General features: G+C 60.1%; 19 protein-coding genes. 10 read left to right on the top strand and 9 right to left on the bottom strand.

All coding sequences use genetic code 11. From position 1 onward, the window contains the following. Positions 1-11 precede the first annotated feature (11 nt). Positions 12-1,385 (bottom strand): aspartate aminotransferase family protein, encoded by a 1,374-nt coding sequence (locus BTN45_RS03140; protein ID WP_207588894.1) that lies wholly within the window; start codon positions 1,383-1,385, stop codon positions 12-14. Positions 1,386-1,571: 186 nt separating this feature from the next. Continuing rightward, a complete protein-coding gene (locus BTN45_RS03135; RefSeq protein ID WP_207588893.1) occupies positions 1,572-2,480 on the bottom strand; it encodes a diacylglycerol kinase family protein in 909 nt (302 codons plus the stop codon). Positions 2,481-2,718: 238 nt separating this feature from the next. Here BTN45_RS03135 and BTN45_RS03130 point away from each other — a divergent pair, with 238 nt between their 5' ends. Then, positions 2,719-3,963: an MFS transporter gene (locus tag BTN45_RS03130; RefSeq protein ID WP_037091495.1), complete on the top strand. Its 1,245-nt coding sequence runs from the start codon at positions 2,719-2,721 to the stop codon at positions 3,961-3,963. 247 nt (positions 3,964-4,210) lie between these two features. Further along, on the top strand, positions 4,211-5,584 hold the full coding sequence (gene mgtE / locus BTN45_RS03125) for a magnesium transporter (RefSeq protein WP_207588892.1): 1,374 nt from the start codon (positions 4,211-4,213) through the stop codon (positions 5,582-5,584). A gap of 227 nt (positions 5,585-5,811) precedes the next feature. Here the strand turns inward: mgtE and BTN45_RS03120 are convergent, their stop codons facing one another. Beyond that, a complete protein-coding gene (locus BTN45_RS03120; protein WP_022555883.1) occupies positions 5,812-6,648 on the bottom strand; it encodes an undecaprenyl-diphosphate phosphatase in 837 nt (278 codons plus the stop codon). A gap of 122 nt (positions 6,649-6,770) precedes the next feature. After that, a complete protein-coding gene (locus BTN45_RS03115) occupies positions 6,771-7,160 on the bottom strand; it encodes a helix-turn-helix domain-containing protein (RefSeq protein ID WP_004440851.1) in 390 nt (129 codons plus the stop codon). A gap of 103 nt (positions 7,161-7,263) precedes the next feature. Between BTN45_RS03115 and BTN45_RS03110 the strand changes: the two genes are divergently transcribed. Then, positions 7,264-8,280, top strand: coding sequence for a zinc-binding alcohol dehydrogenase family protein (locus tag BTN45_RS03110; RefSeq protein ID WP_022555882.1), 1,017 nt, complete (start codon positions 7,264-7,266; stop codon positions 8,278-8,280). 83 nt (positions 8,281-8,363) lie between these two features. Here BTN45_RS03110 and BTN45_RS03105 read toward each other — a convergent pair whose 3' ends face one another. Together BTN45_RS03105 and BTN45_RS03100 are read right to left on the bottom strand one after the other, a co-directional pair. Continuing rightward, positions 8,364-9,104, bottom strand: coding sequence for a pentapeptide repeat-containing protein (locus tag BTN45_RS03105; protein WP_004440847.1), 741 nt, complete (start codon positions 9,102-9,104; stop codon positions 8,364-8,366). A 350-nt stretch (positions 9,105-9,454) separates the two neighbouring features. Beyond that, positions 9,455-11,119: an electron transfer flavoprotein-ubiquinone oxidoreductase gene (locus BTN45_RS03100; RefSeq protein ID WP_207588891.1), complete on the bottom strand. Its 1,665-nt coding sequence runs from the start codon at positions 11,117-11,119 to the stop codon at positions 9,455-9,457. Positions 11,120-11,572: 453 nt separating this feature from the next. Here BTN45_RS03100 and BTN45_RS26600 point away from each other — a divergent pair, with 453 nt between their 5' ends. Continuing rightward, complete coding sequence (locus BTN45_RS26600) at positions 11,573-11,698, top strand: hypothetical protein (RefSeq protein WP_004440843.1); 126 nt, start codon at positions 11,573-11,575, stop codon at positions 11,696-11,698. A 76-nt stretch (positions 11,699-11,774) separates the two neighbouring features. Here BTN45_RS26600 and BTN45_RS03095 read toward each other — a convergent pair whose 3' ends face one another. Continuing rightward, positions 11,775-12,695: a cation diffusion facilitator family transporter gene (locus BTN45_RS03095; protein WP_112553545.1), complete on the bottom strand. Its 921-nt coding sequence runs from the start codon at positions 12,693-12,695 to the stop codon at positions 11,775-11,777. Positions 12,696-12,875: 180 nt separating this feature from the next. Between BTN45_RS03095 and BTN45_RS03090 the strand changes: the two genes are divergently transcribed. Continuing rightward, positions 12,876-13,664, top strand: a complete 789-nt coding sequence (locus BTN45_RS03090) for an SDR family oxidoreductase (RefSeq protein WP_077986791.1) — start codon at positions 12,876-12,878, stop codon at positions 13,662-13,664. Positions 13,665-13,677: 13 nt separating this feature from the next. On the opposite strand, the gene BTN45_RS03085 is transcribed toward BTN45_RS03090, so the two are convergent. Then, the gene (locus tag BTN45_RS03085) at positions 13,678-14,655 is read right to left on the bottom strand and encodes a sensor domain-containing diguanylate cyclase (RefSeq protein WP_072494213.1); all 978 of its coding nucleotides are present in this window, start codon (positions 14,653-14,655) and stop codon (positions 13,678-13,680) included. 414 nt (positions 14,656-15,069) lie between these two features. On the opposite strand from BTN45_RS03085, the gene BTN45_RS03080 reads away from it, so the two are divergent. From BTN45_RS03080 to BTN45_RS03070, 3 genes are all read left to right on the top strand, one after another. Continuing rightward, positions 15,070-16,368 (top strand): Hsp70 family protein, encoded by a 1,299-nt coding sequence (locus BTN45_RS03080; protein ID WP_006699368.1) that lies wholly within the window; start codon positions 15,070-15,072, stop codon positions 16,366-16,368. A gap of 43 nt (positions 16,369-16,411) precedes the next feature. Further along, a complete protein-coding gene (locus BTN45_RS03075; RefSeq protein ID WP_207588890.1) occupies positions 16,412-17,311 on the top strand; it encodes a uracil-DNA glycosylase in 900 nt (299 codons plus the stop codon). A 152-nt stretch (positions 17,312-17,463) separates the two neighbouring features. Then, on the top strand, positions 17,464-17,655 hold the full coding sequence (locus BTN45_RS03070; protein WP_004440829.1) for a hypothetical protein: 192 nt from the start codon (positions 17,464-17,466) through the stop codon (positions 17,653-17,655). 279 nt (positions 17,656-17,934) lie between these two features. On the opposite strand, the gene BTN45_RS03065 is transcribed toward BTN45_RS03070, so the two are convergent. Further along, positions 17,935-18,870, bottom strand: a complete 936-nt coding sequence (locus BTN45_RS03065) for a DMT family transporter (RefSeq protein WP_004440828.1) — start codon at positions 18,868-18,870, stop codon at positions 17,935-17,937. A gap of 438 nt (positions 18,871-19,308) precedes the next feature. On the opposite strand from BTN45_RS03065, the gene pepN reads away from it, so the two are divergent. Together pepN and BTN45_RS03055 are read left to right on the top strand one after the other, a co-directional pair. Further along, complete coding sequence (gene pepN, locus BTN45_RS03060) at positions 19,309-21,957, top strand: aminopeptidase N (protein ID WP_207588888.1); 2,649 nt, start codon at positions 19,309-19,311, stop codon at positions 21,955-21,957. A 134-nt stretch (positions 21,958-22,091) separates the two neighbouring features. Then, on the top strand, positions 22,092-22,412 hold the full coding sequence (locus BTN45_RS03055; protein WP_207588886.1) for a carboxymuconolactone decarboxylase family protein: 321 nt from the start codon (positions 22,092-22,094) through the stop codon (positions 22,410-22,412). Positions 22,413-22,480 lie beyond the last annotated feature (68 nt).

Raw genomic sequence — 22,480 nt, 5'->3', positions numbered from 1 at the left:
GTCCACTTTCCCTAGAAATGCTCGCGCGTATCACGCAGGTGGTCGAGCCCCTTGCGCACCGTCTCTATGATCTCATCCACTTCCGAACGGCTGATGGTGAGCGCCGGCGAAGCCAGCATTCGGTCGCCCGTTGCGCGCATGACGAGGCCGTTTGCAAGGCAATGATTGCGCACCGTTATACCAACATCGTCCGGCTTGCCGAAGCGTCTACGGGTCGCCTTGTCCGCCGTGATCTGCAGTCCACCCATCAAGCCTACATTGACGGCTTCGCCCACCAGTTCGTGGTCCTCAAGGCTTTTCCAGCCCTGGGAAAAATAAGGGCCGATATCGTCGCGCACCCGCTCCACCAGACCCTCCGCTTCGATGATGCGAAGGTTTTCCAGCGCGGCGGCGGCGCAGACGGGATGTCCGGAATAGGTGAAGCCGTGGTTGAAATCACCGACCTCGGACAACATCACTTCTGCCACCCGATCCGACACGACCACGCCGCCGATCGGCAGATAACCCGAGGACAGGCCCTTGGCGATGGGGGCAAAGTCCGGCTCCACGCCGAAATACTGGTAGCCGAACCAGGAGCCCAGGCGACCGAAACCGCAGATCACCTCATCGGAGACGAGCAGAATATTGCGCGCTTTGCAGATACGGGCGATTTCCGGCCAGTAGGTCTCCGGCGGTACAATGACGCCACCGGCTCCCTGAATCGGTTCGGCCACGAAAGCAGCAACGTTTTCCTCGCCCAATTCGTCGATTTTCTCATTGAGTTCGCGAGCCACCTTCAGGCCGAATTCGGCCGGAGAAAGATCGCCACCCTCGGCATACCAATAGGGCTGGCCAATATGGGCGACGCCATCGATGGGCAGGCTGCCCTGCTCGTGCATCCACGTCATGCCACCCAGCGAGGCCCCGGCCACCGTCGAGCCGTGGTAGCCGTTGCGGCGGGCGATAACTTTCGTCTTCGCGGGATGGCCGAGGGCCTTCCAGTAGACCCGCGCCATGCGGAACCAGGTATCGGTGGCTTCCGAGCCGGAATTGGTGAAGAACACGTGGTTCATGCCAGGCCCGGCGTGCGAAGCGATCTTCTGCGCCAGCAGCGTCGCGGGCGGCGTGGTGGTGCCGAAAAACGCGTTGTAGTAGGGGAGCTCGTTCATCTGACGCCGTACCACATCGGCGATCTCGCGGCGTCCGTAACCGATATTCACACACCAGAGGCCGGCGAAGGCGTCGAGATATTTCCTGCCGGTGCTGTCGTAGATGAACACCCCTTCCGCGCGCTCGATGATGCGGGTGCCGGCGGCGTTGAGCTTGCCCATGTCTGAAAAGGGATGGAGATGATGGGCGGCATCGATGGCAGCAAGGTTGGAGAGGGGGTTGGAGATTTCATTCATGACAGATCGCACTCCCATAGAAGCGACAGCGCGCACGCCATCGCACCCGCCGACCATGGCCGGGCGGCTTCGATTTGGCAAGACTGGAGGTTTTCAGGGGCTAGGGAGGATACGGCATCGCCGCCTGTTTTTCTCCCCGCCGGCAGAAGAACAGGCGGCGATGGCCTAATTCACAGTCGGTTTGCGCTAAGCGAAGAACGCCCGCCCCACCAGCACCTTCAACTCGCCGGCGTGCACTTCCAGTGCCACGTCGCGTTCCATCGGCAGCAACTCGCCATCGATGACGCAGCGGACATCATGGCGTTTCTTGGGAAAATGCAGCTCCACATTCGTCACGGTCATGGCTGTCACGGCGGCATTCTGCTTGAACTTGCCGCGCAGAATATCCAGGGCGAGTCTGGCGACACCGGACGGCCGTAACGGATCGGTGAGATAAAAACCCAGATGGCCGCCGGAGACGTTATCCGCCACCAGCAGCGAATTCTGGCCGAATTCATTGTTGGAGACGGAAATGGCGGATACCTTTCGATGCTGCGTCCGGCCATCAACGGTGTATTCCACCTCGAAGACAGGCGGGTTGAGGATGACGCTGATGGCGGCGCGGATGCTCGCCTTGATCTTGCCGAGACGGGAGGCAAAGGCGAGATTGTTTCGATAGCGCACCATGCGCGAATGCAGGCCCGCGGAAAACTGGTGGACAAAGAGGCGGCCATTGGCGCTGGCGATGTCGACACTGGCAATCTCGCCATTCGCCAGCGTCTCCAGCGCCTGACGAATGTCGAGCGGCAGCTTCAGCGAGCGGGCGAAGAGGTTCATGGTGCCGGCCGGCACGATGCCGAGCGCGATGCCCTGTTTCCAGGCAATGCCGGCAGCCGCCGAAATGGTGCCATCTCCGCCGCCGGCAATGATGCCTTCAATGCCCGGCTCCTCGGCGGCGCGTGCCATTTCCTCGACGACGTCCTTTCCGGAGACAAGACGGCAATCGATCACGTGTCCGGCGCGGGTGAAGACCTCGCGGGCATGATCACAATAGGCTTCCATGTCGGTGGTGCGAAATGTGCCGCCGTCACGATTGAAAATTGCAATGAGCTTCATGTTTCCAACCCGGTCCCGTAACATTCGCAGCCGCGCGTAAATGCCTGGCCTTATATAGAGTTCCGAACACCATCGCGTGAAGATCGTCTTTTGCCGAGAATCGCTCTACCGCAACGCATCATTTCATGTTAGAGGTCACTTAAGGTCATTTTCATGACCGCGCATCTCCAGTCAGGGCAGACCGCTCCCATACGGTCTTGCCCTTTTTTCTGTGGGCCCTTCCCGCTTTCAGGTCACGATGAGCCACTCGAACATTTCCGAAGCCCGCCCTGGCGGGGAGAATGAAACCGTTTACACGGCTGCGCCTGCCGTGGTCCTCTCCCCACTTGCCATTGCGCTTATAGAGCTGGCGCTGGCTGCCGGCGGTTTTGGCATCGGTACCGGCGAATTCGCCATCATGGGCCTTTTGCCCGACGTCGCCTCGACCTATGGCGTCACGGTGCCGGAAGCGGGTTATGTCATCACCGCCTATGCGCTGGGCGTCGTCATTGGCGCGCCGATCATCGCGGTTCTCGCCGCGCGTATCACGCGCCGCACATTGCTTCTCAGTCTGATGGGACTTTTTGCGGCTGGAAACATCCTGAGCGCCGTCGCGCCGGATTTTGTGAGCTTCACCATTCTGCGCTTCATCACCGGCCTGCCACATGGGGCCTATTTTGGCGTTGCGGCGCTCGTGGCGGCCTCGATGGCGCCAATCCACAAGCGCGCCCGCGCTGTTGGCCGCGTCATGCTCGGCCTCACCATCGCCACCCTGCTCGGCACTCCGCTCGCCACCTTCTTCGGCCAGCTGCTGTCCTGGCGCGCGGCTTTCATGCTTGTCGGCGGCATCGCACTTCTGACGGTGGCCCTGCTTTGGCTGTTCCAGCCGCGTGACAGGGTGGAAGAAGGCGCCAGCGTATGGCGCGAACTCGGCGCCTTCCGCCGCGTACAGGTATGGCTGACGCTCGCCATTGCCGCCGTCGGCTTTGGCGGCATGTTCTCGGTCTTCAGCTATATCGCGAAGACCACGACTGACGTGGCGATGATGCCGGTTTCCACGGTCTCCATGGTGCTGGCGCTGTTCGGCATCGGCATGAATGTCGGTAATGTCGTCGGCTCAAGGCTCGCCGATATCTCGCTCAACGGCACGATTGGTGGCATGCTGGCCTTCAATGTGCTTGTCATGGCTGTTTTCGGCATGACGGCGCAGGATCCCTTCATGCTCTGCCTTTGCGTCTTCCTGATCGGCTGCGGTTTTGCCGCCTGCCCGGCCGTACAGACGCGGCTGATGGATGTGGCGCAGGATGCGCAGACGCTGGCTGCCGCCTCGAACCATTCCGCCTTCAACATCGCCAATGCGCTTGGCGCCTGGCTCGGCGGCCTCGTCATAGCCATGGGCTTCGGTTACGCCTCGACGGGTTATGTGGGCGCCGTTCTTTCCCTTCTCGGGCTTGGCGTTTTTCTTGTTTCCGTCACCGTAGAGCGGCGTCAAAAGGCGGCTTGACCCGGCCCTTTCGAAGCTTACGGAAAATTCACAATCGGGCGCTTGACTCTTTCCGGTTTCAGGCGCAACACGGCCTTACGCGCATGCCTTGGGCACGGCGCGGATTTCAACGGAGCATCATTAGATGTCTAGCGACAGTAGCAGTCGATTGCCTTTGCCGAGACCGGCGAACGTGAACTGATCCGACCGCTGTCGGCTCACCACCGCGTTCGCCGTGATCGGCGAATCGACGGAAAGGTGAGCAATCATGAACTTCCACAACCTCTCCCAGAGGGCCAGCAAGGCCGCACGCCTTCTTCGTAGCGGAAATGCCGGCTCCACCACCATTGCCGAACGCGTCGAGCACCTCAACACGCTGGATGTCGGCGCCGCCGCAGCCGCCCTTCTCACCATGCCGCAGGCAAAGGCCGTCGCCATTCTCGACCGGCCGGAACTGCATGGTGCCGCCGCGATCATAGCCGATATTCCGGTTGAACAGGCCGCGCGCCTCGTCAACCTGATGTCGGACGACCGCGTGGCCGACGTCATGGCGGAAATGGCCGAAGAGCCGCGCGCCAAGCTGTTTGCCCGGCTGGACCGCACCACGGCGCTCTCCATCAAGCACCTGATGGGTTACCCGCCGCGCACGGCCGGCTCGATCATGACCACGGAATTCGTTAGCGTGCCGGACAATTGGACGGTGGAACAGACCCTTTCGCACATCCGCGTCGTCGAGCGGTCGCGTGAAACGGTCTATGCCATCTATGTGCTGGCCGAGGACGGGACGCTAACCACCGTCGTGACGCTGCGCCGCCTTTTGACCGGCGAAGCGGGCGCCTCCATTCTTTCGGTCGCATCGAAGGAAGGCATTGTCTGTGCGAGCCCCCTGATGTCGCAGGAGGATGTCGCCCGGCTGATCCGCAAGCACGACCTTCTGGCGCTGCCCGTCGTGGATGACCGCTCGCATATTCTCGGCATCGTCACCGTTGACGACGTGATCGACACCATGATCGCCGATACCACGGAAGACGCCCACAAGTTCGGTGGTATGGAGGCGCTGGGTAAGCCCTACATGACGATCGGCTTTCCGGACATGATCCGCAAGCGCGCCGGCTGGCTGGCAGCACTGTTCCTCGGAGAAATGCTGACGGCCAGCGCCATGCAGCATTTCGAAGGCGAGCTGGAAAAGGCCGTGGTGCTGACGCTGTTCATACCGCTCATCATGTCTTCGGGCGGCAACTCCGGTTCGCAGGCCACCTCGCTCATCATCCGGGCGCTGGCGCTGGGCGAACTGAAGCTTTCCGACTGGTGGCGGGTGCTGCTTCGGGAAATCCCGACGGGCCTGACGCTCGGCTGCATTCTGGGCGCCATCGGCTTCCTGCGGCTCACGGTCTGGCAGCAGGCTGGCTTCTACGACTACGGTGAGCACTGGCTGCTCGTTGGTGCCACGGTTTTTGCGGCCCTCGTCGGTATCGTCACTTTCGGTTCGCTCGCCGGCTCCATGCTGCCCTTCGTGCTGCAACGTCTGCGGCTTGATCCCGCCAGCGCTTCGGCCCCCTTCGTCGCCACGCTGGTGGATGTCAGCGGGCTCGTCATCTATTTCTCGGTGGCGCTGGTGATCTTGAGCGGCACGTTGCTCTGAAAGACGAAAGGCCCGTTCGAAAGAGCGGGCCTTCTACATTTCGCGGCACGTCATAATCTCTCCTCCGTCATGCCGGACTTGATCCGGCATCCAGCCACGACGCGTCTGCGCCGTGAGAAGAGTCTTTTGCGATCAATGACTCGATCGCGCTGGACCCCGGATCTAGTCCGGGGTGACGGCGTGCGGATGATGCAACTCTGCCAAAAGCATGGTTCCTGGAAAGCCCCTCACCCACCCGCGTTAATCACGCCCGTTCCCAGCAGCCCCAAAAGAATGACGCCGATGACCACGCGGTACCAGACGAAGGGCATGTAGCTTTTGGTCGAAACCAGCTTCAGGAAAACGACGATAACGGCGTAACCGACGATGAAGGCGATCAGGGTCGCGAGGCCTGTCGGACCCCAGCCCACCGGATTGTCTTCGCCAATGCTTTTGAACAGCTGGTAGAAACCGGAGCCGAAGACGGCGGGTACGGCGAGCAGGAAGGAATAACGGGCCGCCGCCTCGCGGGTATAACCCAGAAGAAGGCCGGCGCTGATGGTGCCGCCGGAACGCGAAACGCCGGGAATAAGCGCCATGGCCTGCGCGAAACCGAAGAGGATACCATCACGCCAGATCAGTTGGTTGAGCTTGTAGCGCTTTTTCCCGATCCTGTCGGCGACGCCAAGAACGATACCGAACACGATCAGCATCACGGCAGTAATGTAGAGGTTTCGGAGCGAATGCTCGATGGCGTCCTTGAAGAGAAGGCCGAGCAGCACGATGGGCACGGAGCCGACGATGATCAGCCAGCCGAGACGTGCATCGGCCTTGTCATAGGGGCCGAGACGAAGGTTTTGCCGGAGCCAGGCGGCGGCGATCCGCATGATGTCGGACCAGAAATAGACTAGCACGGCCATTTCCGTGCCGATCTGGGTAATGGCGGTGAAGGCAGCGCCGGGGTCGGCGCCGGAGGGCAGGAACTCCCCGGCGATCCTCAGATGCGCGCTCGACGAAATTGGGAGAAACTCCGTAAGTCCTTGCAAAAGACCGAGAAATCCGGCCTCCATCCAACCCATGCTCATGTGCTTTGATGTCCCTGCTGCGAATCGAGATGGCAGCATTATGCATCAATCGGGGCAAATCCGTGTTGCATCGCACCATGAAAAATGATGTCCACGGCACGTGCTCTTACCCGTGATTTCTTTCAGGCCGCCTTCTCCGCCACCTGCGGAAGCTGCGTGTATTTCGCGCCGTTTTTGCAGACGACGTGCGCATCGCCCCAGCTTTTCAGTGCCGAAATCACCGGTCGCATCGTCTCGCCAAGCGGTGTCAACGCATAATCCACGCGCGGCGGCACGACGGGGAAAACGGTCCGCGAAATCAAACCCGCCTCCTCCAGTTCCCGCAGCTGCTTGGTCAGCATGCGCTGGGTGACACTTGGAATATGGCGGCGCAGTTCGTTGAAGCGCAGTGTCCCCTCATTGATGAGGTGATAGAGGATCACGCCTTTCCATTTGCCATCGAGAAAACTCAGGGCCGATTCCACCGGGCAGCCGGGAAAGTTGCCGGTGAGCTTGGCGCGTGGTCGCGACATCACAGTATCCTTTTTGTATGTATCATCACAAAATGTGCATTCTTGCGATCGTTGTTCATATGTATCAAGTAAGAGGCACGCAAACAAGCAAAGGAGACTTTTCATGCGCGCCATCGGTTACAGGACGAGCCAGCCCATCACCGCCAAGGATGCCCTCATCGACATCGATCTGCCCCAGCCGGAAGCGAAGGGACACGACATTCTGGTGGAGGTGAAAGCCGTTTCGGTAAATCCCGTCGATACCAAGGTACGTCGGAACCAGTCGCCGGAAAACGGCGAGGCCCGTGTGCTCGGCTTCGATGCAGCGGGTGTGGTGAAGGCCGTTGGCGACAAGGTTTCGCTGTTCAAACCGGGTGATGAGGTGTTTTACGCCGGCGTCATCAACCGTCCCGGCTCCAACAGCGAATTCCATCTGGTCGACGAGCGCATCGTCGGTGCCAAGCCGAAGTCCCTGAATTTCGAGGAAGCCGCCGCGCTGCCGCTGACCGCAATCACCGCGTATGAGACCCTATTCGACCGGTTGCGGGTGAATGAGCCGGTTCCGGGTGCAGCCAGCGCCGTTCTCGTCATCGGCGGCGCGGGCGGCGTCGGTTCCATCGCCGTTCAGCTTCTGCGGGCGCTGACCGACCTGACCGTGATCGCGACTGCCTCGCGGCCGGAAACGATCGAATGGGTAAAGGAACTCGGCGCGCATCACGTCGTGGATCACAGCAAGCCCATCGCGCCGCAGGTGGAGGCGCTTGGCCTCGGTGCGCCGGGCTTCGTCTTCTCCACCACCCATAGCGACATCCACGCGGCCGACAGCGTGGCGACCATCGCACCGCAGGGCCGTTTCGCCCTGATCGACGATCCGGCTGGCGGTTTCGACATCATGGCGTTCAAGCGCAAATGCATATCCATCCATTGGGAAATGATGTTCGCCCGCGCCGTTTTCCAGACGCCTGACATGATCGAGCAGCACAAGCTGCTCAACCACGTGGCCGAGCTTGTCGATGCCGGCAAGATCAAGACGACGCTGACCGAGGTTTTCGGCACCATCAATGCCGCAAATCTTATCAAGGCGCATGCACTGATCGAGAGCAACAAGGCCAAGGGCAAGATCGTGCTTTCGGGCTTCTGATCGCCGATGAAGCGTTCGCATGGCGAACGCTTCCCTTCCGCTTACGGAGAGGTTCGGGCCGCGCAAAACCGCGCGGCCTTTTATCACTCGTCGTCGGGATCTTCCGGGCACGGCCAGGAGGCGGGCGCCGTCAGGCCATTCGGCAGTTTGGTCTTGGCGTCGCCGCAGGCGATGTCGATCTGTTTCTGGTCAAGGCCGGTGGCCGTGGAAAGATCGACCCCCTCAATCCGAGTCAGCAGCAGGAAGGCGCTAGTGAAATCGACCGGGCCACCCAGCTTCGCGCCACCGAACCGGGCCCGCGACAGGTTGGTGAGCGAGAATTTCGAGCCGTTCAGCGTTGCGCCCTCGAAATCGGCGCGGCCGAGTTCCGCCTTGGTGAAATCCGTGCCGTCCAGCTTGGTGTTTTCGAATTTGGTTCGCTGCATTTCGGCATTCACGAATTTCGCGTTGGTGGCGTCGGCGGCGGAAAAATCGCTTCGATAGGCTTCCACCTTCGTCAGATTTGCGCCCTGAAGGTTCGCCTCGCCAAGGGCAGCGCGGATGAGCTTGGCCTTCTCAAGGTTAGCGCCCTTCAGCGACGAACCGCGCAGATCCGTATAAGTGAAATCCGTACCGTAGAGCATCGCCGAGTCGAGATTGCTGCCGCCCAGCATCAGGAGGCGCTTGTTGCATTCGCGCCAGTCTATGCCGGCCATGGCATCGGAACGACAGCTCGCGGCAGCCACCGGATTGCCAGTGAAAGAAAAGGCAGCCATCGCAAGCGCCGCGACGCTGCCAGCCAAGCCTGTCTTCCGCACGATATTCAGCCTTTGAAAGCCGGACATTCCTTCACTCCCTGCCGTCTGGCGACGGCACCTAGGACCATATGCACGTTCAAGGCGTTATCGCATTCACTGCCCGCGATCCACAGGCCACATGATGCTACAACACCCCAACATCCTATATGTAAGAAATCGAAGAGCAATCCACAAATACTGACGGGAAAGAGGGCAATGGCGCTGCTCTGGTGCCGTGGCAGACACAATGAACCAGGCGGACCGACGAGCTGCATGACCGCGACGAGCTTTCGCCGACGGAAACGGCGCTCCGCAGAGTATCCGTCCACCTATCGTAAAATCACCGTTGCAGATGCTCGGGACAAGCCCGAGCATCATGAGGCAAGATCGCTTCACCGTCACATGTTGGCGTAAACCGGCCCCTCGCCGCCCTGCGGCGGCACCCAGTTGATGTTCTGGTTCGGATCCTTGATGTCGCAGGTCTTGCAGTGCACGCAGTTCTGGGCGTTGATGACGTAGACTTCCTGGCCGTCCTTCTCCACCCACTCATAAACGCCGGCTGGACAATAACGCGTGGAGGGACCGGCAAAGACGTCGTGTTCGGAGCGCTTCTGCAGCTCCATGTCCTTCACCTGAAGATGGACCGGCTGGTCCTCTTCATGGTTGGTGGACGACAGGAAGACGGAGGACAGGCGGTCGAAGGTCAGAACGCCATCCGGCTTCGGATAGGCGATCGGCTTGTGTTTGGAGGCGGGCTCCAGGCTCTGCGCATCCGTCTTGCCGTGCTTCAGCGTGCCGAAGAAAGAGAAACCGAACAGCTGGTTCGTCCACATGTCGAGACCGCCGAGGCCGACGCCGATGAGCGTGCCGAACTTCGACCAGAGCGGCTTGACGTTGCGGACCCGCTTCAGGTCCTTGCCGATATCGCCTTCACGCCATTCGGCCTCGATCTCGGTAACCTCGTCATGGGCGCGGCCGGCGGAAATCGCCGCAGCGATCTTTTCCGCCGCGAGCATGCCCGAGAGAACCGCATTATGGCTTCCCTTGATGCGTGGCACGTTGACGAAGCCGGCGGAACAGCCGATCAGCGCGCCGCCCGGGAAGGTGAGCTTCGGCACTGACTGGTAACCGCCTTCGGTGATGGCGCGCGCGCCATAGGAAATGCGCTTGCCGCCGTCGAACGTATCGCGGATCGCCGGATGCGTCTTGAACCGCTGGAATTCCTCGAAGGGATAGAGATAGGGGTTCTTGTAATTGAGATGCACCACGAAACCGACGGCAACGAGGTTATCTTCCAGATGATACAGGAAAGAGCCACCGCCGGTCTTGAAACCCAGCGGCCAGCCGAAGGAGTGCTGCACGAGGCCCTGCTTGTGCTTCTCCGGCTTGACCTGCCAGAGCTCCTTGATGCCTATGCCGAATTTCTGCGGCTCGCGATCTTTGGACAGATCGAATCTGGAAATCAGCTGCTTGGCGAGCGATCCGCGCACGCCCTCGCCGATCAACACGTATTTGCCGTGCAGTTCCATGCCGCGGGTGAAGTTCGGGCCCGGCTCGCCATTCTTCTCGATGCCCATATCGCCGGTGGCAACGCCGATGACAGCGCCTTCGTCGTTATAAAGCACTTCCGTGGCGGCAAAGCCCGGATAGATCTCGACGCCGAGCCCTTCCGCCTTTTCCGCCAGCCAGCGACAGACGAGGCCAAGCGAGACGATGTAATTGCCATGATTGTTCATCAATGGCGGCATCATGGCGTTCGGCAGGCGGATGGAGCCCGCCGGCCCCAGGAACAGGAACTGGTCGTCCTTGACCTCGGTCTTGAAGGGATGCCCCTCCTCGGCGCGCCATCCCGGCAGCAGCCTGTCGATGCCGATGGGGTCGACCACGGCGCCGGAGAGGATGTGGGCACCGACTTCCGCGCCCTTTTCCAGCACGACGACCGAGAGCTCCGGCTCCACCTGCTTCAGCCGGATTGCGGCGGCAAGACCGGCCGGACCCGCACCGACGATCACAACGTCGAATTCCATCGCTTCGCGTTCGGGCAGTTCCATCGCTTCCGTCATTTCCATCCTCTCAGATCGCCGGTCCCATCCGGCTGTTGTTATCGTCTTTTCCACACCTGCGACGCACCGCCTGCGCCGGACAAAAAGTCCATCCGCGACACCGTATCCATCAGCATCCGTCTTTGCAAAGCGGCACGCCTTTGTCGAGCTTCTATAGCGGCAAAACATGTCGCACGCCAGTCAATTGTCAGACAACCTGATGATTGTTTATTACTTTTACGTTCACGTAATAATGAAGATATGATCGACGGGGGAATGCGTCAAGGGTTGCGGGCATTGGGCAGGCATAGCCAACCTATAATGAGGCGGCCAAAAGCGATTGATGGGCGGGCCGATCGCATGACAGGGGAGATCGCGACCGCATCTGCGTCAATATGGCCGGTGTCGGACGCAGCGGTTTTGAGCTAATATTCCTAAGAAATATATCGTCACGTCATAGCTGGAATATCTGAAATGTGGGACTTCTTCCCTATCGTCTTCTTGCCGTTCAAAATTCTCGTATTGGGAACGGGCATGTTCTTCGCCATCAAATGGCATCATGATCAGGCGAAGAAGGAAAACGAAACCAAGGGACCGTGAGCGCCGCCAGTTTTAAAGGCGCGGGCCACTTGGCCCACTCCCGGGGACGAAGCAGACCTTGCTTTCCACACCCCGCTCAAACAGCCCATTCTTCATCCGTCGTGAACACGATCGTCAGCCAACGGTCACTCCCCTCGCCGCCTATCGCTTCGCCGATCTCGTCGCGGATCGCATCCCATTCCTCAAGGCGCCGCGGCGGCCAGTTTCTGGGAACAATGAAGAAGAGTTCGATCTGGCGGCCGCGGCCAACCCGGGCCACATAGGAGTAATGCGAGGAAAAGCCGAACTTCGCCACGACCTCCCCCGCCACCCTGTCGACATGCTGTTTGAACTCCAGCGGGGTGACAAGAAGTATGTCGGCCAGCGCCTGTTTCACATTGCCGAGCGGCATGGGAATGATGACGAGGCAGACCAGCGCCAGCACGGCCGGGTCGACATAGGGCGACAGCCATGCCTGCGACGTTCCCGTCAGCCCGTAACCGATGGCGAAAGCGATGAACAGCGCCACGCTCAGCAGCGCGCTCATCAGCCAGCTTTTGGCGTCCAGCGCCACGAAGGCGGATTTCAGCCGTTGGTTCTGCCGTTTGACAAACCATGCCATGGCGAGCGAGACGGCGAAGCTGACGAAGGTGACGATGATGGCGTAATCGAACTCGATCGACCGGCCGCCATCCATCAGGCTGTCGATGGCATTGATGAGCGCGTAAATCGCCGCCCCCATCAGAAGCGTGCCGTTGAGGCCGAGCACCATTGGCTCCAGATGCCAGAAGCCCATGGTGAAGCGCTCCACCAGCCGGCCGCCCGGCCTGGGTGCCGCGGCGGCGGCGATCAGCCGCGCCACGAGCAATGCGAGCATCGTCATGAAAGCATCCGTCAGGGCGTAGACACCGTCGAAGACGACCGCGAAGGAGCCGGAAAACAGGCCCGCCCCGATGCCGAACAACGCCAGCAGAACCGTGACGGCAATCGAGAATTTCAGCAAAGATTGTTCTGTCATGACACTTGTTCGACCTTCAAAACCGGGCCCGCCTTCACAGGGGGATTTTGCTTTTCCTCGAATCGAGAAAACGCCTAACTCTTTGTTTCGGCGCATTTCCAGACGGAAAACCGGGGTCCACTTTTCCTGGAAATGCTCTATAAACACCACATACAGCACTCACAAGACAGGACAAAACCCATGGATTTCGGCATTTCCGGCAAACGCGCCCTCGTTCTCGCCTCTTCACGCGGCCTTGGGCTTGGCATTGCGACGGCGCTGGCAAAGGAGGGTGCAAATGTCCTTCTCGTCGGCAGGAGCGGTGAAAAGCTGGAAGCGAACTGCAAGGCCATCAACGCCCTTAGCAAAGGCAAGGCCGACTGGGTTTGGGGTGATCTTGCCGACGACAATTTTGTCGAGGCCATGGTTCAGGCCGTCAGGGAAAAGCTCGGCGGCATCGACATTCTCGTCAACAATACCGGCGGCCCGACGCCGGGCCTCGCTCAGGAGATGACGGCGGAGAAGCTGGATACGTTCTTCCAGTCGATGGTGCTGCGGGTCATCACGTTGACCAATGCGCTTCTGCCCGGCATGAAGGAGCAGGGTTTCGGCCGCATCCTCACCGTCGCCTCGTCAGGCGTATTCGAACCGATTGCCAATCTCGCCCTTTCCAACACGTTGCGCGGCGCGCTTGTGGGCTGGAGCAAGACGCTGTCCTCCGAAGTGGCCGGTTTCGGCATTACCTCAAACCTGCTTCTGCCCGGCCGCATCCACACCGACCGCATCGATGAGCTCGATGGCGCCAATGCAAAGCGTCTCGGCAAGAGCATCGAGGAAATCCGCGAGGCCTCGGTCAAGAGCATTCCCGCAGGCCGCCTCGGCACGGTGGAGGAGTTCGCTGCCGCCGGCGCTTTCCTCTGCTCGGTGCCCGCAAGCTACATCACCGGCACGATGCTCAGGGTAGATGGCGGCGCGGCAAAGTCGAACTGACGACTGGGTGCTGTCACGACGCCGTTCCGTAAATCACGTAGCGGTTCCGCCCGGTATTCTTGGCTTCATAAAGCGCGGTATCGGCGTGGCGCAAAACGTCGCTTGTACTCTCGCCGGGATTGGCAAAGGCGATCCCGGCGGAGCAGCTGTAGCGAAACTCGGGCATGTCGCGCAGAGGGGCTGCATCGGCCAGTGACGACAGGAGCTGCCGCATCAGGCTTTCGGCGCCGTGCATGCGCGAGCCACTGAGCACCAGCAAAAACTCCTCCCCGCCAATCCTGCCGAGAAGGTCGTCACGCCCGGCAGCGGCGGACAGTCGTCCTGCGAAATCCTTCAGCACGAGATCGCCGTAGGCATGGCCGAAGCGATCGTTGACGCTCTTGAAGTGGTCGATATCCATGATGATGACGGCGAGCGCCTGCGCCTTGTTGGGCCCAAGCAGGTGGTTGAGCGCATCCATGGCGTAACGCCTGTTTCCGAGCCCGGTCAGCTCGTCGCTCAGGGCGGATTTCAGCGCCCTGTCCCGCTCCTGGCGCAGATCGCGCAATTCGATGCCAAGTTCGGAAACATCGGTGACCACGCATAGCATCCAGCCGCCCGGCAGCGTGGTCTCGGTCGTCAGTATCCAGCGCCCGTCATTGAGACTGGTCTCAATGGTCCGGAACGGCAGCTTGCCGCGCCTCGTCTTGGCCGAGCGCAGCCAGAGTTCGAAATCCGATGTCTCGATGGCCGTACCGGTCGCGTTGCGAAAACCACTGCGCATCAGTTCCACCCAGCTCGGAAAATCGCGCTGTCCGATACCGAGCGCGGCGCGGAAGGCACTGTTGGCGAACCGCAACTCATCGCTGCCATCAAACAAAGCGTATCCCTGCTGCGATGCTTCCAGGAGGGCCATAAGCTGCCGGAAGAAAACGCCCATATCGCCGTGAACGACACCGGCATCGTCCGGCGCTGCATCCTCCACTGCATGCTGGCTGATTTTGTGGGGCATATAATTTCCAAAACTAAAAACGACCGAAAACCAAATACAGCATGTCCATATGGACATTCCGAAATTTAATAAATATTTACGCTCGATAGCAAAATGGATACATCTTCAATCCGGTTACTTCGACAAAGCTGACTTTAACAGAATTCCCTTAAAGCCGTCGCCTAGAACTACACTGCTCTTTCTTAAAGGAATTGTAATCCCGTTTACCATGCGTTGCCAGGATTGCCGCAACTTTGCGACTGGCGCGCGGGCACGGGCGTTCGACCGAAAAAAGACCCACGGCGCTTGCCATTCCGCCCGCCCTGTGCAATCAACCGCCCTCCTCTGACATCGGGGTGCCAAGAGCATCCCTTATTTTCACGCCGGGCCATCCAAGGCCGGGCGGGTTCTTCTATCGACACAAGGAATATGGCGATGACGCAAAAGCGGGCTCTCGGCCTCGATTTCGGCACGACAAATACGGTCATGGCTCTTTCCGACAATGGCGGCGCAAGCCATTCCATGCGCTTTACCAGCAGCGCCGGCACGGATGACAGCATGCGCACGGCCCTCTCCTTCATGAAGGACGCCGGCCTCGGCGCGGCCGCCCTGCATGTGGAGGCGGGCCACGCCGCTATCCGCCAGTTCATCGACAATGCCGGCGACTGCCGTTTCCTGCAATCGATCAAGACGTTTGCGGCGTCACCGCTGTTTCAGGGCACGTTGATCTTCGCCAAGCGGCAGAGCTTCGAGGATTTGATGGAAGTGTTCCTGCGCAAGCTGAAGACCTATGCCGGGACGGAATGGCCCGATGATGTATCGACTGTCATTGCCGGCCGGCCGGTGCGTTTTGCCGGCAGCAATCCGGACGAGACGCTGGCGCTTGCCCGATACAACGAGGCGCTGAGCCGGGCCGGTTTCCCCGAAATACACTATGTCTATGAGCCGGTGGCGGCCGCTTATTATTTCGCGCAAAGCCTGAAGAAGGACGCCAATGTGCTGGTGGCGGATTTCGGCGGCGGCACCACCGACTATTCGCTCATCCGTTTCGAAACCCATGCCGGCAAGCTTTCCGCCACCCCCATCGGCCATTCCGGCGTCGGTGTTGCGGGCGATCATTTCGACTTCCGCATGATCGACAATCTGGTGTCGCCGGAGATCGGCAAGGGCAGCAAGTTCAAGAGTTTCGACAAGGTGCTGGATGTGCCCTCCGGCTATTACGTGAATTTCGGCCGCTGGAACCAGCTGTCGATCTTCAAGACCTCGAAGGAATTCACCGATCTGAAGTCGCTGGTGCGCTCGGCGCTGGAGCCGGAAAAGCTGGAAATGTTCATCGACCTCGTTGAGCATGACGAGGGCTACCCGCTCTATCAGGCTATTTCCGCCACCAAGATGGCGCTCTCCTCGGCGGAAGAAGCGGAGTTCAACTTTGCGCCGCTCGGCAAGGCCGGACGCAAGATGGTGAAGCGCAGCGATTTCAACAGCTGGATCGCCGAGGACCTTGCCAAGATAGAAGAAGCGCTCGACGAGGTTCTGGAAAAGACGCAGGTTGCGCCAGATGCGATCGACAAGGTGTTCCTGACCGGCGGAACCTCCTTCGTGCCGGCGGTGCGGGAGCTTTTCACCCGCCGTTTCGACGCCGACCGCATCGAAAGCGGCGGCGAGCTGCTTTCGATTGCCCATGGTCTGGCCATGATCGGCGAAAGCGGCGATATTCAGCGCTGGACAGTGTGATTTGCGGGTTCCCCGGGCGGGGAACATGGGGTAATTTCCGCCCATGATCGCCGCTCAAGACCTCTCCCCGGCCGAACTCGCCGCCCTCCTGCATTTCCATGCGGATGCGGGCGTCGACTGGTTGCTGGAAGAGGCGCCCGTAGACCGTTTTGCCGAATTTGCCGCCGCCCGCCCTGCCCGGTCCGCGCCTGTTCAGGCGGCGGCGACATCTGCACGGCAGACTGAAAGGCCTGCGGATCGCGGCGTCGATGTGCCGCAGCGGCAGGGAGCAACGCGCAGTGCTCCCGCGCGCGGAGCGCCGGCAAGTCCAGCCGTTCCGCAGAATGTCGCCATGCCGGATGAGCAGGCGGTGGCAGCGGCGCGTTTTGCCGCAGAAAGCGCGAGATCGCTTGCCGAACTGAAAACCGCGCTTGAGGGTTTTTCCGGATGCAACCTCAAGAACAGCGCCCGCAATACGATCTTCACCGAAGGTGACGCTTCCTCGGGCATCATGGTCATCGGCCCCATGCCGGATGCGGATGACGATCGCGAGGGCCTGCCCTTTGCCGGCAAGACCGGCCTGCTGCTTGACCGGATGCTGGCGGCCATCGGCCTTGAGCGCAGCACCATCATGCTCGGCAATGTGGTGCCGTGGCGGCCACCGGGCAACCGCCCGCCGACCCAAGCCGAAATGGATATCTGCCGCCCCTTCATCGAGCGCCAGATCGCCCTTGCGGAGCCAAAACACCTGTTGCTTCTGGGCAACTTTACCGCACGTTTCTTCTTTGGCGGCACCGGCACGATCCATACATTGCGCGGACAGTGGCGTGATGTCGCAGCCGGACACCTTGTTTTGCCGGCGCTCGCCAGCCTGCACCCCCAGGAACTATTGAACGCGCCGGCCAGTAAGTCCTTGGCATGGCAGGATTTATTGATGTTTCGGGCAAAGATCGCCGAAGGCTGATTGCCTCATTCCTGCTCAATGTAAATGAATTATGAAAATAGCCATGCGCATTACGCATAACAGCGGCGCATTTGGTCAACTTGCCGAATCCATGCTGCGCTGCGATATACGGCCATGTCTTGGGAGGAATTTCGGTTAAAGGAACCAAGGCAATGACCACTCGCTTCCGTCCGGTGCATTCCGGCTTTGAATCGCTCCGCCTGGCGGGCCTCGGCCCTCGCTCCAGTCAGGGCTACCATCGTTTCGGCGCAGCCGCTAACGAACAGTTGACCGCACGCGCTGCCATGCAGCAGGTCCGCGTGACGCGTCCCTCGGCAGTCTTCGCGGATTTCCGCGAGCGCTGAGAAGCACTCAGGCCGGCTTACACTGGCTTACAGATATGATTGCGCGCTGGCGTCTTTCCTCGGGAAGGCGCCTTTTGCTTTTGTGGGTGTACGATTAAGGGCGGTGAAGTGATGGACACGCCACTTGCTCTGACGCCATCCTCTGGCTTGACCCGAGGATCTAGGCACTTATCCAAAATCGAAACATTTGCAGATCCTTGGGACAGGCCCGAGGATGACGGCGAGAGAAATTTCGCTTCGTCATAAAGGCCGACTCAACACACAGCCGCAGATGCAACATCACCCCTGCGGCGTCGAGGCCTTGCGCGCCGCGCGTCGCGCCAATCCCAGCTGATGTTCACGGAAAATGATGAAGATGCCGGCCAGGATCACGATCGCCGTGCCGATGAGCATCGTCAGCGTGGGTATGTCTCCGAAAAGGACGTAGGAAACCACGATACCGAAGACGATGGAACTGTATTCGAAGGGCGCGATGACCGAGACCTCGGCGTGCCGGTAACTCTCCGTCAGAAAGATTTGCGCGACGCCGCCGCAGATGCCGCTGGTTATCAGAAGCAGGGTCTGCGTCACTGTCAGCACGCTCCAGCCGAAGGGAACGCTGATGAGCGACAGCAGGGTGGCGGTGAGCGAAAAATAAAGCACGATGGTTGGCGTCTTTTCCGTTTCCACCAGTTGCCGCACCTGGATCATCGCCAGCCCGCCAAGGGCGGCACCACACAGCACGGCAATGGCGCCCAGCCCCTCACCCGCGGCAAACCCGCCTTCCCTGAGAAGCGTCATCTTCGGCCAGAGAATGACCAGCACGCCGATCATGCCCACAAAGACTGCACTCCAGCGATAAATACGCACCTTCTCATGCAGGATAAAGGCGGCAAAAACCACCGCGAGAAGTGGCGAGGCATAACCGATGGCGATGAATTCCGGCAGCGGCAGCATGGTCAGCCCGTAAAAGCCGCAGGCCATTGAGAGGATTCCAAGAAAGCCGCGCTTGAAATGGCCGAGGAGATTGTTGGTGTGCAGCGCACTTGCGAGCGCGTGAAGCCAGGCAAGATAAACGACAATCGGAATGATGGCGAAAGCCGAACGAAAGAAGGTGATCTGGCCGGCCGGCACATCCCCCGCGGCCTTTATACAGGTCTGCATGACAAGAAAAAAGCCAACCGAAATCAGCTTCATGCTGATCCCGCGGAAGGGATTCATCGGTTCGGCGTTCATTAGCAGTTACTCATATCGGCTGCGCAGACACGCCATCGGGAAGTTTCATGCGGGGGAGACGACGCGGGGGAATTGGATTTGCGCAAGGCTAGAGCATTCCTCCGGCGCTTTACAACAAAAATTGTGATTTATCCCTGAATTCGGTTGATGGCGTGGAGAAATCGAAGCCTCGCAAGGCAGGCGCGAAGGCAAAAAGTGGCACGCGCTAAAATTTGAAGAAAATAAAATATAATTTCAGCAATCGTTCAACATTTGCTGCGATGGTCCGTTGGTCCGGCAGCGGGGAGGATCATCTGCATGGCCGGCAAAGCCTTCCATGGCGGGACAGAATGTCCTCCGACGCGCACATGAACGTGACGAATATTCTACCCATTTTACATCCGGGCCTTATGACGACATGATGCCGGGACGACCACGCCAAGTTATTCAGGGATAGTCATGCGAACAGACACGGGCCAGATCGTTCACCTGGCAGATTACCGCCCCACCGATTTCGTTCTGGAGCGGGTGGATCTCACCTTCGAACTCGACCCAAAAAATACCAAGGTCGAAGCCCGTCTGATCTTCCACCGGCGCGAAAGCGCCGACCGGCATGCACCGCTGGTTCTTGATGGCGACGAACTGAAGCTTTCCAGCCTGCTGCTCGACCAGGTGGAGCTGCCCGCCGCTCAATACGAGGCCACACCGGACAGCCTGACCATCCGCGACCTTCCCGCTGAATCTCCCTTCGAGATCTGCGTCACCAATTACATCAACCCGCAGGTCAATACGCAGCTGATGGGGCTTTACCGCACCAATGGCGTTTATTGCACCCAATGCGAAGCGGAAGGTTTCCGCCGCATCACCTATTTCCCCGACCGTCCGGATGTTCTGGCGCCTTATACGGTGACGATCATCGCGGCAAAGGAAGGTAATCCGCTGCTGCTCTCGAACGGCAATTTCCTGGGCGGCGGCAATTACGACGAAGGCCGTCACTTCGCGGCCTGGTTCGATCCGCATCCGAAACCGAGCTACCTGTTCGCTCTCGTTGCCGGCGATCTCGGCGTGGTGGAAGATACTTTCACGACCATGTCCGGACGGGACGTGGCGCTGAAGATTTATGTCGAGCACGGCAAGGAGCCGCGCGCTGCCTATGCCATGGATGCGCTGAAGCGTTCGATGAAATGGGACGAAGAGCGCTTCGGCCGCGAATACGACCTCGACATCTTCATGATCGTCGCCGTGTCGGATTTCAACATGGGCGCGATGGAGAACAAGGGTCTCAACGTCTTCAACGACAAATTCGTGCTGGCCGACCCGGAAACCGCCTCGGATGCGGACTATGCCAATATCGAGCGCATCATTGCGCATGAATATTTCCACAACTGGACAGGCAATCGCATCACCTGCCGTGACTGGTTCCAGCTGTGCCTGAAAGAAGGCCTGACGGTCTATCGCGATCAGGAATTTTCTTCCGACATGCGCTCGCGGCCGGTGAAGCGCATTGCCGATGTGCGCCACCTGAAGTCGGAGCAGTTCCCGGAGGATTCCGGTCCGCTGGCGCATCCGCCGCGCCCGGATACCTATCGCGAAATCAACAACTTCTACACGACGACCGTGTATGAAAAGGGTGCCGAAGTCACCCGCATGATCGCCACGATCCTCGGCGCTGAAGACTTCAAAAAGGGCATGGACCTCTATTTTGAACGTCATGACGGCGATGCTGCAACAGTCGAAGATTTCGTCAGGAGCTTTGCCGATGCCAGCGGCCGCGATCTCTCGCAGTTTTCGCTATGGTACACCGAGGCCGGCACGCCGCTAGTCTCCGTTTCGTCCGCTTACGATGCCGGCAAGGCCACTTTCAGCTTGACGCTGGAACAGACGACCGCGCCGACCCCCGGCCAGCCGGTGAAGCAGCCACGCCACATTCCGCTTTCGCTGGCGCTGATCCTCGATAATGGTCAGATCGCCGAACCGCAGGCCGTTGAAGGCGGCGAGTATCGCGACGGCGTACTTCATTTGACCCAGCGCAACCAGACCTTCTCCTTCTCCGGCATTTCCTCGCGGCCGGTGCTATCGATCAACCGCAGCTTCTCCGCGCCGATCAACCTGCATTTCGAGCAGAATGCTGCCGACCTGGTGCAGATTGCCCGGCATGAGACGGATATGTTCGCGCGTTTCCAGGCGCTGACCGATCTCGCCCTGCCCGTGCTGATCGCCGCCACCAAGGCGGTGCAGAAAGGCGAAGACGTCCGCACCGATGCCGACCTGATCGCGACGCTCATCGAAATCATCGGCGACGACGCGCTTGAACCAGCATTCCGGGCGCAGGCACTCGCCCTGCCCAGCGAGACCGATATCGCCCGCGAACTCGGCGGAAACACGGATCCCGATGCCATCCACAAGGCGCGCAACGCCACGATCACGGCGATTGCGACAGCCGGCCAGGACACACTGCGGCGGCTTGCCGACGATGCTGCCAATGGCGAGGCCTACAGCCCCGATGCCGGAAGCGCCGGGCGGCGTTCACTGCGCAACGGTGCGCTGACCTTCCTCGCCTTTGCCGAGGGAACGCCGGAGCGGGCGGCGAAGGCCTATGCCGGCGCCACCAACATGACCGATCTCGCCCATGCACTCAGCGTGCTGACGCAGCGCTTCCCCGACAGCGCGGAAACGAAGGAAGCGCTTGCCGCTTTCGAAAAACGCTTCGCCGACAATGCACTCGTGCTCGACAAGTGGTTTTCGCTGCAGGCCGCCATTCCCGGCGAAGGCGCGCTTGATCGTATCAAGGCACTGATGAAATCGAAACATTTCATCGCCACCAATCCGAACCGGGTGCGTTCGCTCGTCGGCACGCTCGCCTTTTCCAATCCTACCGGCTTTCACCGTGCCGATGGCGCCGCCTATCGGTTCCTCGCAGAGCAGATCATCGCCATCGACAAACGCAATCCGCAGCTTGCCGCCCGCATTCTCACGTCCATGCGCTCCTGGCGCTCACTTGAGGCAAGCCGCGCCGACCATGCGAAAGCAGCGCTTTCCACCATTGCCGAGGCGAAAGGCCTCTCGACGGATGTGAGCGATATCGTCGGGCGTGTCCTGAAGGGCTGACTTTCCGCCGAAGCTCCGACATTCTGACCCATTCCGCGACGCCGTCTTGATTTCCATCAAGGCGGCGTCGTGCATCATGCAGCATCTTTCGTGCGAAGGGCCGCGGTTGGCCCGGGATCAGACAGGAACCTCAGATGACGGATATGTCCAGAACAAGCGCTTCGTTTCAGCGTTTCATCAGCGATGCTCCAGACCATAAGGCGGCGTGGTTTCAGGCCGTGCAGGCTCTCGGGGCCGCGTCCACGCTCGACGTGAAGACACAGAGCCTGATCTACATCGGCATTCTTGCCGCCCTCCGCCTGGAAAGCGGCGTCGGTTTTCATGTGATGGAAGGCAAGGCGCGCGGTGCGAGCCGTGACGATATCATCAGCGCGGTGCTCACCGGTCTCCCTGCCGCCGGAAATGGCGTGATCAGCGCGCTTGGTCCTGCTCTCGATGCCTTCGACGGAGCCTGAAACGTTACACGCGGCATTCCCAAGCAGCCGGAATTGAAGCGCCGCCTCACTGTTATTCTTCATGAATC

Origin of the sequence: Rhizobium sp. ZX09, assembly GCF_017357485.1 — a bacterium.
Lineage (GTDB): Bacteria > Pseudomonadota > Alphaproteobacteria > Rhizobiales > Rhizobiaceae > Agrobacterium > Agrobacterium pusense.
This window is presented reverse-complemented; position numbering and strand designations above follow the sequence as displayed.